The organism is Acidocella aluminiidurans (genome assembly GCF_055383125.1).
The window spans coordinates 2,660,066-2,675,480 of sequence record NZ_AP031589.1 but is presented as its reverse complement, the minus strand read 5'-3'; the positions used below and the strand labels follow the sequence as shown (position 1 = coordinate 2,675,480).

The window sequence follows — 15,415 nt, the reverse complement described above, 5'->3', positions numbered from 1 at the left end:
CAACGCTCGTTATAAACCGTCCTAATAAGGTCGAAAATAACAGGAATGTGGGCGCAGGTAATCTCTGATCCCTGCGCACCACACACGATCGAAAGTGTAGCTTTGGGTAACAGTCATGGATAATCGATTTATTTTAGTTTTTAATTCGCATAATCAACAACTCACGCACCAACTCTGCCATTAGCCTTCGAATTTTACCACCCAATTCATGTTCCACGTGGAACATTCCGTGAACAAAACACCTACCCCCCAATCACCTCCGCCGCCCGCACATACCCAAATTCTGCTCCACCAGTCCAAGCCCGCCCGTCCGGGAAGCGCCGTTCTACCCCGTGCAAATCCGCCTCATCCGCCGGCGCACCCGCCCGCCTAAACAAGAGAGTTTCAGCATCCCTCACCCCACCCGCCTGGCCCCGATCAGAAATTCCACATTCCCCTCCGGCCCTTTGATCGGGCTGGGGGTGATCCCCAGCACCTCCCAGCCCGGCAAGGCGGCGAACCAGGCCTCGATCGTCTCGCAAACCTGCCGATGCACCGCCTCATCGCGCACCACCCCGCCTTTGCCCACCTGCTCCGGGCCGGCCTCGAATTGCGGCTTGATCAGCGCCACCGCGAAGGCGCCGGGCGCGCATAGGCCCAGCCCCGCCGGCAGCACCGTCCGCAGCCCGATAAAGCTGGCATCGCACACCAGCGCGCCGATCGGCTCCGGGATCATCGCCGCGCTCAGATGCCTGGCATTGGTTTTCTCCATCACCACCACCCGCTCATCGGCGCGCAGCTTCCAGGCCAGCTGCCCGTGCCCCACATCCACCGCGTAAACTTTTTCCGCCCCGTGGGTGAGCAGCACATCGGTAAACCCGCCGGTGGAGGCGCCGACATCCAGCCCGATCCGCCCCGCCGGGTCGAACCCGAAATGCGCCAGCCCATGCGCCAGCTTCATCCCCCCGCGCGAAACCCAAGGATGCTCCTGGCCTTTCAGCGAAAGCTGCGCATCCTCCGGCAGCAAATCCCCGGCCTTGGCCACCCGCGCGGTGCCGGCATAAACCAGCCCGGCCATGATCAGCGCCTGCGCCTTCGCCCGGCTCTCCACCAGCCCGCGCGCCACCAGCATCACATCCGCTCGCTGCTTGGCCATTATCTGCTGTCTCCGGGCATGGATTTGAAACGATACGGGCTGGCGCTGGTGGTATCCGGGCTCAGCGCCAGCCGGTGGGCGATCGGCGGGAAGGCGCGGGAGCGGCAATCCTGGCGCTCGCACAGCCGGCAGGAAAGCCCAATCCCCACCGCCGCCCCGGCCAGGTCCAGCCCGTCCCCATAGACGATGCTGCGCGCATGCGAAACATCGCACCCCATGGCGACCACCCGCACCGGCGCCGGCTCCCCCCAGCGCGCCGGCCGGCCGGTGATGGCGCGGGCGAAGCAGAGAAAGGTCTCGGTCGCGGAAAGCTGCGCCACCTGCACGCGGATGGCGCCGGGTGTGGCAAAGGCCGAATGCGCCACCCAGCGCGGGCAGGTGCCGCCATAGCGCATGAAGGGAAAGCCGGCGGCGGAAAACCGCTTGCTGACATTCCCCGCCGCATCCACCCGCAGAAAGAAAAACGGCACACCGCGCTGCCCGGCCCGCTGCATGGAGGATAATCTCTGGCAGGCCTGCTCATAGGAAACCCCAAACCGCGCGGCCAGACCATCGACATCGTAGCGCAAGGATTGCGCGGCTTCGAGGAACGGCGTGTAGGGCATCATCAAGGCGGCGGCGATATAGTTCAGCAGCCCGATGCGCAGTAACTCGGCGGCATCGCGCGTGGTCGGCTCGGCGCGTTTCACAATCGCCTCCACCGGGGCGCGGGCTTCCAGCAGGGCCAGCTGAAACGCCATCTGGAAGCCCCGGCTCTCGCGCGGCAGATCTTCCGAGAGGGTGAGCATGCGGTTGGCGGCGTCGAACACCCGCAAGCTGCCGGGCAGCGGGCGCACCTGCACCACCAGCCCGTGCTGGCGCCGCAGCCGCTCCGCCAGCGCGTGCGAGGAGCCGACGGAGGCGACATCCAGCGTCTTGCCGATCGCCTCGGCCGCATCCTCCAGCCCCGGGAAATGGTTTTCATGGGCGTGGAAGAAATCCCGCACCTCCTCGTTGGGCAGCAAAATCTTGCGGCCCGAGGGCAGGGTGATGCCCGTCCCCTCCTCCCGCGCCCCGGCCAGAGCCCGGTGCAGCGCCAGCACGGCGCGCGCCGCGTTGGGGGCGGCGGCGAGGGCCTGGAGCTCGCTCTCCGGCACGGTTTCCGCGCCCAATTGCGGGTCGGTGAAGACTTCGCGCAGCGCCACCTCGAATTCCCGCTCCTGGGTGCCGGAGAGGGCGGCCAGATCCACTTTCAGCGTTTCCGTCAGCTTGAACAGCAGCGAGGCGGTGACGTTACGCTGGTCATGCTCGACCAGGTTCAGATAGGACGTTGAAATTCCCAGCTTCTGTGCAAGGCCCTGCTGGGTGAAGCCTTGCTCCATCCGCAGTCGCCGGATGGTCTTGCCGATCATCACTTTTGACATGTTTTACATTTCGCAAAAATTTACAGTAAAGTCACGCACAGATTTCGCAGGATCGCAGGAAAAACCGCTCGCGCAATCGCCATGGTGTAAATAAATTCACTCTTACCTTCACTGGTCCGGCGACCTCTCCATGCACCTTCCAACGCCGGATTGGTGAAGGCTCTGCTCTCAACCATGGAGTGTCACTATGCGTAACCAAACGACCCCCTGCTTCTCTCCCGACGGTCTCGGCGGGAACGGTGTGGTGGTGGCGCGTGACGCCCGCGCCAGCGGCCGCTCGCCCCAGCCCACCCCGACCCACCGCCGCGCGGAAACCAACCATGAGCGCCATGCTGATTTTGACAATTACGATGACGGCCTGGTCCATGGCCATTTCTGGGCCATGTCCTCGACCGTCCGCTAAAAACCCATAAGAAAACGCCAGGTTTAGAGCAATATGTGTTTAGGTTGACGCGCCAGCGTCAAAATAAACACATGAAATTGCTCGCTAAAAAAACTAGAGCATCAAGCTAAAAGCTTGATGCTCTAGGCATGGCAAAACGGCCTCCGGCTCACCGCCGGGGGCCGTTTTTGCGCCCGCGCAGCCAGCGTTGCACCGGCTGGTCGACCCAGAACGTGGCCGCGGCGCAGAGCGCGTAGAGCAGCAGGATCACCGCCGTCAGCGCCCAGGGCTGGGCTGCGGCGCCCAGCCGCAGCCGGCCTTTGCCCCAGGCCAGAAGCAGCGCCAGGATGACCATGTGCAGGATGTAGAGCGGGTAGGAAAGCTGCCCCAGCCAGAGCGCCAGCTGGCCGGTGCGCAACGCGCCGCAGCGCTCCAGCCCGGCCAGGCCGAGGATCACCCCGCCAAAGCCGATCGCCGCACAGCCCGCCTTCAGCGCCTTGTCCAGCGGCGCGTTTCCGAATGAGGCCAGCGCCCCCGGCAGCGCGAAGGCAATACCGAGCCCCAGCAGCGCCAGGCAGGCCGGCGGCCTCAGATTGTGCCGATGATAGAGCCACGCCGCCAGCAGCCCGCCGAAAAACAGCAGATCCGTACTGGTGAACAGCCCGCCCGCCGCCTGAGGCCCAAGCCCCGCGGGCCAGGCCAGCCGGGCCAGGATCGCCAGCGCCCACAGCCCCAGCACCCAGCGCGCCAACCCCGGCAGCAGGCAGAGCCCGAACAGCAAATAGAAGCCGATTTCGTAACGCAGCGTCCAGGCCGGAGCGACCCATTCATCATGCGCGCCGGGCCAGAGCGTGATCAGCGGCGCCAGCAAGGCCGGGCGCAGGGCGGCGTGCCAGAGCAGCATCGCCCCCGCCAGCGCCAGCCAGTAGGCGGGATAGATGCGGCAGGCCCGGCGCCACCAGAAGCGCAGCGTGGCATAAGGACGGCCGATATCGTCGCGATGCGCGTGCAGCATGACGAAGCCGCTGAGCACGAAAAAATACTGGATGGCCGGCAGCGGCAGCAGCGCCAGCAGGCCGCCCGGCGCCGGGCGCGGATGCGCGCCGAGCTGGCCGACCGCCCAGCTGGCATGGAACAAGGCGACCAAGGATGCGGCGATGAAGCGCCCCAGCTCCAATGTTCCCAGTTTGGCGCGAGCTTGTTGCGGCACGCCTTTGGCTACACAGCATTTGCCCGCTTGGCAAACCATCCGCTTGGGTGTGAAATCCCGGCATGTCCGCCCGGCCCTTTCTGCTCACACCGGATCTGCTGCTCCGCGCCTACCGGCTCGGGCTGTTCCCGATGGCGGAATCGCGGGAGAGTCGCACTTTGCATTGGCTGGACCCGGATGCGCGCGGGGTGTTGCCGCTGCATGGGTTTCACATCTCCCACAGCCTGATGAAAACGCTGCGCGGGTCGCGCTTCACCGTCACCGCCGATGCGGATTTCGCCGGCACCATCGCCGCCTGCGCGGCGGCGCGCGAAAACCGGCCGGAAACCTGGATCAATCACGAGATCGAGACCCTGTTCACCGAGCTGTTCCGGCTGGGCTTCGCGCATAGTGTCGAGACCTGGGAGGATGGAAGGCTGGTCGGCGGGCTGTATGGCGCCGCACTGGGCGGGGCATTTTTCGGCGAGAGCATGTTCTCCATCGCCACCGATGCCTCGAAGGTGGCGCTGGCGCATCTGGTGGCGCGGCTGCGGCTGGGCGGCTATGTGCTGCTGGATACGCAATTCATCACCAGCCATCTCGCCCGCTTCGGCGCGCATGAGGTGCCAAGGGCGCGCTATCACGCGTTGCTGGCGGAGGCGCTGGAGCAGCCCGCCCGGTTTCCAGCCCGCCCCGATCCCGCCGCATTGCTGCGCGAGTTTGAGGCCATCCGAAAAGAGGTTCCATGAAATATCTGCTTCTCGCCGCCTGCGCGGCCCTGATCCCGGGCCTGGCCGCCGCCGCCCCCGCCTTTCTGCCGACGCGCGATGTGCAGGTGGATTACACGCTCTCGGGCACCGGCCAGGCGCCGCAAAATTATCAGCTCAGCTATAATGCCCGCTACCAGCTGGCGCGGGTGGACAGCCCGAACGGGTTTTTCGTGCTGGCGGATCTGCCGCGCGGCGAGGCGAAGCTGGTGGTGCCGGCCTTGCATGCCATTGTCAGCGCGCCGGATGTCTCGGCGCTGACGGCGGAGATCAGCCAGGCGGACGGGGCGAATTTCAGCCCGCTGGGGAGAGGGCATTATGCCGGGCTGGACTGCCGGAATTATCTGGTGACGGACCAGCACGGCGCGGCCACCGCCTGCCTGACCCGCGATGGGGTGATTTTGCATTTTGTCGGGCATGATTCGCATGGCGGCGCGGATGTGACCGCCACCGCCGTGAGTTTCGGCCCGCAACCGCCGGACAGATTCGTGCCGCCGCCAGGCTTCGCACCGCTGAATTTGCCGCCAGGGGCGGTGGCGGCGCTGCTGCAACAGCATTAATTGCAAAAGTTTTTGGGCTGAAGCCGGTTCGGGGCCTTACGGCTTCAGCCGGTAGCCGGTGCGGAAAATCCACCAGATCGCCGTCAGACACGCCAGCATGAAGCCCAGCGTGCAGAGCAGGCTGGTCATCACTCTTACATCCGCCGCGCCATAGAAACTCCAGCGGAAACCGCTGATCAGATACACCACCGGATTGAACAGATTGAGCGTGCGCCAGGGTTCGGGCAGCATGTCGATGGAATAGAACGCCCCGCCCAGGAAGGTGAGCGGGGTGACGATGATGGCGGGGATGATCGAGAGCTGCTCGAAATTGCGCGCCCAGATGCCGATGATGAAGCCGAACAGGCTGAAGGTGATGGAGGTGAGCAGCATGAACGCCACCATCCAGACAGGATGCAGGATTTGCAGCTTGATGAAGAAGCTCGCGGTGATCAGGATAATCAGCCCGAGCAGCACGGATTTCGTCGCCGCGGCGCCGACATAGGCCATCACCGTCTCGAAGGCCGAAAGCGGGGCCGAGAGGATTTCGAAAATCGCCTTGGTGAAGATCGGGAAATAGAACCCGACCGAGGCGTTGGAGATGCTTTGCGTCAGCAGCGTGAGCATGATCAGGCCGGGGACGATGAAGGCGCCATAGCCGACACCCTGCACGCTGTGCATATGCGACCCCACCGCCCCGCCGAAGACGACGAAATACAGGATGGTGGTGATCACCGGGGTGGCGATGCTCTGCCAGAAGGTGCGGCGCATGCGCGCCATCTCGGCGCGATACACTGTCCAGACGCCGCGCGGGTTGAAGCGGGCACTCATGCTTTCTGCTCCACCAAATTCAGGAAAATCTCTTCAAGCGAGCTGCGGCCGGTTTCCAGATCGGTGAACTCCACCCCCAGCTCGCCCAAGGCGCGCAGCAGGTCCTGCACGCCATTCTCGGTTGTGTTGGCATCAAAATGATAGATCAGCCGGCGCCCCTCATCCGCCAGCTCCAGGGTCCAGCGGCGCAAGGCAGCGGGGATCTGCGCCAGCGGCCGCGCCAGCTCCAGGCTCAGCCGGCGCTTGCCGAAACGGTGCATCAAAGCGGCGGTTGCCTCGACCAGCAGCAGCTTGCCGTCGGCGATGACACCGACCCGGTCCGCCATCTCCTCGGCTTCCTGAATATAATGGGTGGTGAGGATGATGGTGACGCCGCGCTGGCGCAGGCTGCGCACCAGCGCCCACATATCGCGGCGCAGATTCACATCCACCCCCGCCGTCGGCTCGTCCAGGAACAGCAGCTTGGGCTCATGCGCCAGCGCCTTGGCGATCATCACCCGGCGCTTCATGCCGCCGGAGAGCTCCAGAATGCGGGCATGGCGCTTGTCCCACAGCGTCAGGTCGCGCAGCAGCGTCTCGATGAAGCCGTTATCCGGCTTCAGCCCGAACAGGCCGCGGCTGAAGCGCACCGTATCCCAGACCGTGGCGAAAATCTCCAGCGAGATATCCTGCGGCACCAGCCCGATGGCGGAACGCGCGGCGCGGTAATCGCGGTTGATCTCGTGCCCGTCGATCCGCACCTCGCCGGCGCTGGCGCGCACCAGCCCGCAGATGATGCTGATCAGCGTCGTCTTGCCCGCGCCATTCGGGCCGAGCAGGGCGAAAATCTCGCCCTTGGCGATGTCGAGATCGACCCCGTCCAAGGCGACGAACCCGGTATCGTAGGCCTTGCGCAGCCCCGAGACGGTGATGATGGATGACATGCGGCTCCCCGTTCTGGCCACGCCAATGGGTGGCGCGGCGCCGCTTATATAGGGTGGCGGCGCGCGTAAACACCCCGCATCGCGCAAGGCCGGCCTCGGCGACGGGGGGAAGTTGCCGCCAAAATCATTTAAGCCAGGCGCGTCGTGGGGGTGATCTGCCTCGGGTCGGTACGCAGCTCGATCAGCGCCGGTTTGCCGGCGGCCAGGGCCCGCGCGAAGGCTTCGGGGAAAGCGTCGGTTGTCTCCACCAGCTCGGCATGCGCGCCATAGGCATTCGCCAGCGCCACGAAATCCGGGTTGCGCAGATCCGTCGCGCAGACGCGGCCCGGATATTCGCGCTCCTGATGCATGCGGATGGTGCCCAGCATGTTGTTGTTCACCAGCAGCACGATCAACGGGGCGTTGAACTGCACCGCCGTCGCCAGCTCCTGCGCATACATCATGAAGCAGCCATCGCCGGCCACACAGATGGAGATGCGGTCTTTGTCCTGCAGCTTCGCCGCCACCGCGGCGGGGAGGCCATAGCCCATGGCGCCGTTGGTGGGGGCCAGCTCCGTGCGCGGCTGGCGGTAGCGGTAATAGCGATGCACCCAGACCGTATAATTCCCCGCCCCGTTGGCGATGGTGGCGTTCTCCGGCAGCGTTTGGTTGAGATGGCCGATCACCTGCGCCAGATCCACGCCCTGGATCTCTGGGTTGGGCCGCGGGGTGGAGTGGGCGCGGTAATCCGCGTTCGCGGCCTGTGTCCAGTCCGCCCAGGGGATGCTGGATGGCGGGGGCAGCGCCGCCAGCGCCCGCGCCGCCAGGGACAGCCCGGCCAGCACCGGCAGATCCGCCTGATAGACCCGGCCCAGCTCCTGCGGGTCCGGATGAATATGGATCATCTTCTGGGTCGGCTTAGGCGATTGGATCAGCGTGTAGCCGGCGGAAACCGTCTCGGAGAGGCGCGAGCCGATGACCAGCAGCAGGTCGCTCTCCTCCACCCGCCGGGTGAGGGCCGGCGCGGTGCCCAGGCCGAGCTGGCCGGCATAATGCGGGTCGCGATTATCGAACAGATCCTGGCGGCGGAAGGAAGCGACGACCGGCAGGTTGAACCTGTCCACGAAGCGGGCGAAGGCCTTGCTGCCCGCCTCGTCCCAGCCGGTGCCGCCCAGGATCACCAGCGGCCGCTTCGCCTGGCCCAGCAGCGTGCCGATCTCCGCGATCGCCGCCCCATCCGGTGCGGCATGGGCGATGCGCACGGCAGGCGCGGGGACCGGGGCGGCAGTGGCGAACATCACATCCTCCGGCAGGGCGATCACCACCGGGCCGGGGCGGCCGGACATCGCCACCGCGAAGGCACGGGAGACGATTTCGGGAATGCGCGCGGCATCGTCGATCTCGGTGACCCATTTCGTCGCCTCGCCGCCGAACATCTGGCGGTAATCCATTTCCTGGAAGCCCTCGCGCCCCATCGCGCCGCGCTCCACCTGGCCGATGAACAGGATCATCGGGGTGGAATCCTGCCGCGCCGTATGCACGCCATTGGCGGCATGGGTCGCGCCTGGGCCGCGTGTGACGAAGCAGATGCCGGGCCGGCCGGTCAGCTTGCCATAGGCGTCCGCCATGTTGGAGGCCGCGCCTTCATGCCGGGTGACGATGGTGCGGATCGAGGGCGTGTCGTGCAGCGCGTCCAGCACCGGCAGATAGCTCTCGCCCGGCACGCAATAGACCGTATCGACGCCGTTGCACCGCAGCGCATCGACCAGGATGAAGCCGCCATTGCGGGCCTGCGTGGGCTGGGGGGTGAGGGTGTCAGGCATCGCGCTGCGCTCCGGTTCTGGGTGAGATCGCGGCCGCCGCGCCGGGCCGCGAGGAAAGACATGATGCGGACAGGCGGCGCATGCCGCGAACGGCGCGCATTCAAACCCGCCATGAGCACAATGACAACCACAAGAAAACAATCTTTCGCGCGGCGTTTTTGCGGGGGATCGCCATGGCGCGCCCGATCAAAATTGGTTATAATCAATTACAAATTTTTAGACAACATCGAGGAACATGGCATGGAACTGACCGGCGACTTACTGATCGGCGCGACGGCCGCGCGCGGCGCGGCACAGAGCTTCTCCGGGGTGGATGCCAGCAGCGGCGCGGTGCTGGCGCCGGCTTATGGCGGGGCCACGGCCGAGGATGTGGCCCGCGCCTGCGCCCTGGCAGAGGCCGCCTTCGCCTCCTACCGCGCCACCAGCCCGCGGGCCCGCGCCGCGTTCCTGGAGCTGGCGGCGGCGAAGATCGACGCGCTGGGCGATGCGCTGACGGAGCGCGCCTGCGCCGAGACCGGCCTGCCGCGCGCGCGCATCGAGGGGGAGCGCGGCCGCACCGTCGGCCAGCTGCGGCTGTTCGCCAAGGAGGTGCTGGAGGGCGGCTGGCAGGATGTGCGGATCGACCCGGCGCTGCCGGAGCGCAAACCGCTGCCCCGGCCGGATCTGCGGCTGCGGATGATCCCGCTCGGCCCGGTGGCGGTGTTCGGCGCCTCCAATTTCCCGCTGGCCTTCTCGGTGGCGGGTGGGGATACCGCCTCCGCCCTGGCGGCGGGGTGCCCGGTGGTGGTGAAGGCGCATCCGGCGCATCCCGGCACGTCGGAGCTGGTCGGCCGCGCCATTCAGGCGGCGGTGCGGGAGGCCGGGCTGCATGAGGGCGTGTTCTCGCTGCTGTTTGGCGTTGGCGATGCGCTGGGCCAGGCGCTGGTGAGCGATGCGCGGATCAAGGCGGTGGGCTTCACCGGCTCGCGCGGCGGCGGGCTGGCTTTGGGCAAGCTGGCGGCGGCACGCCAGGAGCCGATCCCGGTTTACGCGGAGATGAGCAGCATCAACCCGGTGCTGCTTCTGCCCGGCGCGCTGGCCGCCAATGGCGCGGCGCTGGGCACTGGCTTCGCCGGCTCGCTGACCATGGGGGCTGGACAGTTCTGCACCAATCCCGGCCTGCTGCTGGCCGCTCCCGGCGCCGGGCTGGAGGATTTCGTGGCCGCCGCCAGCGCCGCCATCAATGCCGCCGCGGCCGCCACCATGCTGCATAAGGGCATTCTGGCGGCGTATGAAAAAGGCGTCGCGCACCATGAAGCCACCCAAGGGGTGGAGCGGCTCGCCGCCGGGCAGACCGGCGCCAATGCCGCGCAGCCGGTGTTCTTCCGCACCAATGCCGAGAATTTCATCGCCAACCCCAACCTCGCGGACGAGATTTTCGGCGCCGCCGGCTTGCTGGTGGAGGGAAAAGATTATGAGGCGCTGGCATCTTTGCTGCGCGGGCTGGAAGGCCAGCTCACCATCACCGTGCACATGACCGCGGCGGACGAGGCTTTGTTCACCAAGCTGCTGCCCTTGCTGGAGGAAAAGGCCGGGCGGATTCTGGTGAATGGCTGGCCGACCGGGGTGGAGGTCTGCCATGCGATGGTGCATGGCGGCCCCTTCCCCGCCACCTCGGACGCGCGCACCACCTCCGTCGGCACGCTGGCGATCCGGCGCTTTCTGCGGCCGGTCTGTTATCAGAATGTCGCGGAAAAACTGCTGCCGGAAGCGGTGCGGGATGCGAATCCGTACGGGATCGCGCGGCGGATCGACGGCACGCTGACGCTGGCGTAAAAGGCAAAGTTTGAAAAATTTATAAAAGTTTTTTGGTGCCGCTTTTTTTCAAAAAAGCGGCGAAGAGGTCTGGGATGGTGGCAACTGCGTGCCAACGCCCCAAACCTTCATGGGGACTTTTTGAAAAAAGTCCCCATACCCCCAAAAACTTTTATAACTTACGGCATCATCGGCGGCACGAACGTCAGCGTCTGGGCAAAGAGCCAGAGCATGAACAGCACCAGCGGCACATGCACGATCAGCTGCAGGAAGGTGAAGCCGACAATATCCCGCGCCTTCAGCGACAGCACGCCCAGCAGCGGCAGCATCCAGAACGGGTTGATCAGATTCGGCAGCGCTTCCGCGGCGTTGTAAACCTGCACCGCCCAGCCCAGATGCACCTTCAGATCCGCCGCCGCCTTCATCACATAGGGCGCCTCGATGATCCATTTGCCGCCGCCCGAGGGCACGAAGAAGCCGAGAATGGCGGAGTAGGCGCCCATCACCACCGGGAAGGAGCTCGTGCTCGTCGCCGCCACGAAGCCATACGCGATCAGCTCGGCCAGGCTATGCCCATCGGCTCCCTTGGCGGTGGTCATGATCGCGGCGATGGCGCCGTAAAGTGGGAACTGGATCAGCACCCCGGTCGTCGCCGGCACCGCCTTCGCCACCGCGTTGAGGAAGGCTTTCGGGCGCCAATGCAGCAGCAGCCCGGCCATCAGGAAGATCAGGTTATAGGTGTTGAGGTTGGCGATGGCATTGGCGCCGTGGGCGGCGAATTGCTGCCAGCCCCAGCCGGCGGCCAGCAGCACCACCAGAATGGTGATCAGCGGTGAATATTCCAGCCACTCGCCCGGCCGGGTGCGCGGCGGCAGCACCGGCACCGCGAGCCCCGGCTCGATGCCCAGCTGCTCGGCGGTGACGGCCTTGTCCCCCACCGGGGTGGAGAAACGGCAGATCAGCACCGAGACCACCACCAGCACAACCGCCATGGTCATCGACTGCCAGAGGAAAATGGTCTGGGTGAAGGGCAGCACGCCGGTGATCGCCAGCAGCGGCTTCGGCAGGCTGGCCGGGTTGGCCTGCAGCTGCGCCGCCGAGGAGGTGAGCCCCAGCGCCCAGGTGGCGCCCAGCCCGAGATAGCCCGCCGCCCCCGCGGCGCGATAATCCATCCGCAAATCGCCGCGCGCCGCCATCGCCCGCGCCAGCAGCCCGCTGAATACCAGGCTGAGGCCCCAATTGAGGAAGGAGGTGCCCATGCTGATGAAGGCGATGAAGGCCACCGCCCCCGGCCCGCTGCGCGGCAGGCTGGCCAGCCAGTTGATCAGCCGCGCCGCCGGGGCGGAGGTGGCGATGACGTAGCCGGTGATGACGATGAACGCCATCTGCATGGAGAACACGATGAAGCTCCAGAACCCGTCGCCAAAGGCCCCCACCACCGCCACCGGCTTGGCGCCGATCAGCAATGCGGCGCCGGCCACCAGAATCAACGCCAGCGCGGCGAAGATATAGGCATCCGGAAACCAGTATTCCGCCCAGCTGGTGAAACGCAGGGCGAGGCTGGCGGCCAGCCCTGTGCGTTGTGTCTCGTCTTTGGTCGCGCTCATCTTTATCCCGTTCTTTGTTATCGTTCAGTTCCCAGACGACAGGCGCTTGATGCGGCACCGGCCGGTATCTCATACGCGCGGCGTGGGGCGGCTGGATCAGCCGGACCCGCGCGCCGCGCCGCGCATTATATGAACATCCGGGCGCACGCCGTCACCTGCCCTTCCGTCTCGGGCCTATTGGGCTTGAAACCGCCGGTCAGATCAAGATGCGCGCCAGGGTGCGGCCAATACGCAGGGCGCTGGCGGCGGTTGCGGAGGGCGTTGCGTTTTATGGGAAAGACGGGGTGAACGGGCCGTTCAGCTGAGCCGCATCCCGCTTTCGGGATCGAACAGGAAGGCCTTGCCAGGGGCCACGCCCAGGCGCAGCGTCTCGCCCATGCGCGGCCGGGTATCCGGCGCCACCCGGGCGATGCAGCGCACCGCCCCGACGCTGAAATGCACCAGCGTATCCGCCCCCAGCGGCTCGACCAGCAGGATATGAGCTGTCAGCCCGCCGGCATCGGGCACGAAATGCTCGGGGCGGATGCCCAGCACCGCCGCGCCGCGCCGCGCGGTGAGCACCGGCAAGACTGTGCCATCCTCCAGCCGCGCGCCCCCCTCCTCCAGCGTCACCGGCAGGAAATTCATCGAAGGTGAGCCGATGAAGCCGGCGACGAAGCGGTTGGCGGGGGTGCTGTAGATCTGCTCGGGCGTGCCGACCTGCTGGATCACACCGCCGCGCAGCACCACGATGCGGTCCGCCATCGTCATCGCCTCCACCTGATCGTGGGTGACGAAGACCATGGTGGTTTGCAGACGCTGCGACAGCGCCTTGATCTCGCCGCGCACCTGGCCACGCAGCTGGGCGTCGAGATTGGAGAGCGGCTCGTCGAACAGGAATACTTGCGGGTCGCGCACCACGGCACGGCCCATCGCCACGCGCTGGCGCTGCCCGCCGGAGAGCTCGCGCGGCCGGCGCTTGAGCAACGGCTCGATCTCCAGCATGCGCGCCGCCGCCAGCACCCGCGTTTCGATATCGGCCTTCGCCGCGTGGCGCATTTCCAGCCCGAAGGCCATGTTCTGATAGACCGTCATATGCGGGTAGAGCGCATAATCCTGAAACACCATGGCGATGTCGCGCTGGGCCGGCGTCAGCTCATTCACCCGGCGCTCGCCGATGAAGAGATCGCCCTCGGTGATCGGCTCCAGCCCGGCGATGATGCGCAGCAGCGTGGATTTGCCGCAGCCCGAAGGGCCGACAAACACCATGAATTCATGATCGTTGATTTCAAGATCCAGCGCGGGGATCACGTCATGCGTGCCGAATCGCTTGCGCAGACCCTGCATTTTTACCGAAGCCATGCCTTACCCCTTCACCGCGCCAAGAGTGAGCCCCGCGACCAGCCAGCGCTGCACGGCGATGGCGAGCACCAAAGGCGGCAGCGCGATCAATGTCGCCGCCGCCATCAGCCCGCCCCAATCGGTCGAGCCCTCGCCGATATAGTTGAACGCCGCCACCACCAGCGGCTTGGTGCCTTCATCCGAGAGCACCAAAGCGAACAGAAAATAATTCCAGGAAAACACGAAGCCGAGAATGGTGGCGATGACCAGGCCGGAGGAGACCAAAGGCAGCGCCACCCGCCAGAGGCTGCGCAGCACCCCGCACCCATCCACCAGCGCCGCCTCCAGAATGCTGCGCGGGATGGCATCGAAGGCGGGCAGCAGCACCCAGATCACGATCGGCAGGGTGATCGCCGCTTGCGTGAGAATCAGCGCCGCGTAGGTGCCGACGAGGCCGAGTTCGCGGAACACCACATACCAGGGCACCAGGAACAAGGTGCCCGGCGCCATGCGTGCGGAGAGCGTCACCAAGGCCGGCCAGCTGGAGCGCGTGACCGAGGCCGCGTAGGCCGCCGGAATCCCCAGCGCCAGCCCCAGAATCGTCGAGGCGCCGCTTTCGATCAGCGAATTGCGGGCATAGGCGAAGAACGGCGTGGTCTCCAGCAGATGGGTGTAATTCTCCAGCGTCGGCTTGAACAGGAAGGTCGGCGGATAGGCGGTGACATCGGCCGAGGATTTCAGCGAGGACATCACCATCCAGACGATGGGAAACAGGATGCCGAGCGCCACCACGACGAGCTGCGCCACCACCAATATATGCAGAATGCGCTTGTTCATTTCCGCCTCACCACGCGACTTCCTTGCGCAGCCGGTTGAGCGACAGCACCACCCCGAACACCATCGCGGTCAGCGTCACCGCCAGCGCGCTGGCATAGCCGAACTGGAACAATTCAAAGCCGATATGAAAGCCGAGCACATTCAGCGTGTCCGAGGCATTCAGCGGGCCGCCCTGGGTGGTGACATAGATGATGTCGAAGAAGCGCAAGAGATCGACGCTGCGCAAAATCGCTGCTGTCATCAGCGTCGGCAGCAAGAGCGGCAAGGTGATGCGCCAGAATACCAGATGCGCCGGCGCGCCGTCGATCTTCGCCGCCTCATAGACGCTGGGCGGAAGGGATTGCAGCCCACCCAGCACGATCAACGCCACGAACGGCGTCCATTGCCAGGTATCGATCAGCGCGATGGTCGGGATCACCCATTGCGGCGAGGCGAGCCAGGCGGAGGGCGGCAGACCGAACAGGCCGAGGATCCAGTTCGCGGCACCCAGAGACGGATCGAGAATGACCAGGAACATCATGCCGACCACGACCGGCGGCACCATGAAGGGCGAGATCAGGATCGAGCGCAGAATGGCGGGCATGCGCCTGGCGTGAAACAACAGCAGCGCCAGATAGGTGCCGGCGATGAGCTGCAGCGCCAGTGACAAAAGATACAGCGCCAGGCTGACTTCGATGCTGTTCCAGAAACTGCCCGAATGGAAAAGCCGCGCATAATTGGCGAGGCCGGCGAATTGCGTGGCATGGCCCAGCGGCGCGCTGCGAAAGCTCAGCCAGATCGTATAGCCGACCGGAAACACCACCATCAAGGCGGTGAAGAAGACCGCCGGCAGCGAGAGCAGAGCGATGGCGCCGCGCTGGCGCGAGGAGGCGGAAAAGCTCATGCC

14 protein-coding genes are annotated in these 15,415 nt (G+C 65.7%); 4 read left to right on the top strand and 10 right to left on the bottom strand.

Annotated features, from left to right (window positions below):
• Positions 1-394: 394 nt before the first annotated feature.
• Together ACZ46S_RS13270 and ACZ46S_RS13265 are read right to left on the bottom strand one after the other, a co-directional pair.
• A complete protein-coding gene (locus tag ACZ46S_RS13270; protein WP_464062093.1) occupies positions 395-1,135 on the bottom strand; it encodes a TlyA family RNA methyltransferase in 741 nt (246 codons plus the stop codon).
• Complete coding sequence (locus ACZ46S_RS13265) at positions 1,135-2,538, bottom strand: helix-turn-helix domain-containing protein (RefSeq protein WP_464062092.1); 1,404 nt, start codon at positions 2,536-2,538, stop codon at positions 1,135-1,137. Before ACZ46S_RS13265 ends, ACZ46S_RS13270 begins: the two co-directional genes overlap by 1 nt.
• Before the next feature lie 187 nt (positions 2,539-2,725).
• Between ACZ46S_RS13265 and ACZ46S_RS13260 the strand changes: the two genes are divergently transcribed.
• On the top strand, positions 2,726-2,941 hold the full coding sequence (locus tag ACZ46S_RS13260; protein ID WP_464062091.1) for a hypothetical protein: 216 nt from the start codon (positions 2,726-2,728) through the stop codon (positions 2,939-2,941).
• Positions 2,942-3,089: 148 nt separating this feature from the next.
• Here the strand turns inward: ACZ46S_RS13260 and ACZ46S_RS13255 are convergent, their stop codons facing one another.
• A complete protein-coding gene (locus ACZ46S_RS13255; protein ID WP_464062090.1) occupies positions 3,090-4,130 on the bottom strand; it encodes an acyltransferase family protein in 1,041 nt (346 codons plus the stop codon).
• Between the two features lie 62 nt (positions 4,131-4,192).
• Here ACZ46S_RS13255 and aat point away from each other — a divergent pair, with 62 nt between their 5' ends.
• Both aat and ACZ46S_RS13245 read left to right on the top strand, forming a co-directional pair.
• Positions 4,193-4,858: a leucyl/phenylalanyl-tRNA--protein transferase gene (gene aat, locus ACZ46S_RS13250; RefSeq protein WP_464062089.1), complete on the top strand. Its 666-nt coding sequence runs from the start codon at positions 4,193-4,195 to the stop codon at positions 4,856-4,858.
• Complete coding sequence (locus ACZ46S_RS13245; RefSeq protein WP_464062088.1) at positions 4,855-5,436, top strand: hypothetical protein; 582 nt, start codon at positions 4,855-4,857, stop codon at positions 5,434-5,436. The genes aat and ACZ46S_RS13245 overlap by 4 nt, the downstream gene beginning before the upstream one ends.
• Positions 5,437-5,472: 36 nt before the next feature.
• Here the strand turns inward: ACZ46S_RS13245 and ACZ46S_RS13240 are convergent, their stop codons facing one another.
• The 3 genes from ACZ46S_RS13240 to ACZ46S_RS13230 all read right to left on the bottom strand — a co-directional run bounded on the left by ACZ46S_RS13240 (position 5,473) and on the right by ACZ46S_RS13230 (position 8,971).
• Entirely contained in the window at positions 5,473-6,246 is a 774-nt protein-coding gene (locus ACZ46S_RS13240; RefSeq protein WP_464062087.1) for an ABC transporter permease, read from the bottom strand.
• A complete protein-coding gene (locus tag ACZ46S_RS13235; protein WP_295740103.1) occupies positions 6,243-7,169 on the bottom strand; it encodes an ABC transporter ATP-binding protein in 927 nt (308 codons plus the stop codon). Before ACZ46S_RS13235 ends, ACZ46S_RS13240 begins: the two co-directional genes overlap by 4 nt.
• 128 nt (positions 7,170-7,297) lie before the next feature.
• Entirely contained in the window at positions 7,298-8,971 is a 1,674-nt protein-coding gene (locus ACZ46S_RS13230; RefSeq protein WP_464062086.1) for a thiamine pyrophosphate-binding protein, read from the bottom strand.
• A gap of 240 nt (positions 8,972-9,211) precedes the next feature.
• Between ACZ46S_RS13230 and ACZ46S_RS13225 the strand changes: the two genes are divergently transcribed.
• On the top strand, positions 9,212-10,786 hold the full coding sequence (locus ACZ46S_RS13225; RefSeq protein WP_464062085.1) for an aldehyde dehydrogenase (NADP(+)): 1,575 nt from the start codon (positions 9,212-9,214) through the stop codon (positions 10,784-10,786).
• 158 nt (positions 10,787-10,944) lie between these two features.
• On the opposite strand, the gene ACZ46S_RS13220 is transcribed toward ACZ46S_RS13225, so the two are convergent.
• The 4 genes from ACZ46S_RS13220 to ACZ46S_RS13205 form a co-directional block, all read right to left on the bottom strand.
• Complete coding sequence (locus ACZ46S_RS13220) at positions 10,945-12,372, bottom strand: short-chain fatty acid transporter (protein ID WP_464062084.1); 1,428 nt, start codon at positions 12,370-12,372, stop codon at positions 10,945-10,947.
• A gap of 297 nt (positions 12,373-12,669) precedes the next feature.
• Positions 12,670-13,713, bottom strand: a complete 1,044-nt coding sequence (locus ACZ46S_RS13215) for an ABC transporter ATP-binding protein (RefSeq protein ID WP_464062083.1) — start codon at positions 13,711-13,713, stop codon at positions 12,670-12,672.
• Positions 13,714-13,716: 3 nt separating this feature from the next.
• Complete coding sequence (locus ACZ46S_RS13210; protein WP_295740091.1) at positions 13,717-14,529, bottom strand: carbohydrate ABC transporter permease; 813 nt, start codon at positions 14,527-14,529, stop codon at positions 13,717-13,719.
• Positions 14,530-14,536: 7 nt separating this feature from the next.
• Entirely contained in the window at positions 14,537-15,412 is an 876-nt protein-coding gene (locus ACZ46S_RS13205) for a carbohydrate ABC transporter permease (RefSeq protein ID WP_464062082.1), read from the bottom strand.
• Positions 15,413-15,415: the final 3 nt, after the last annotated feature.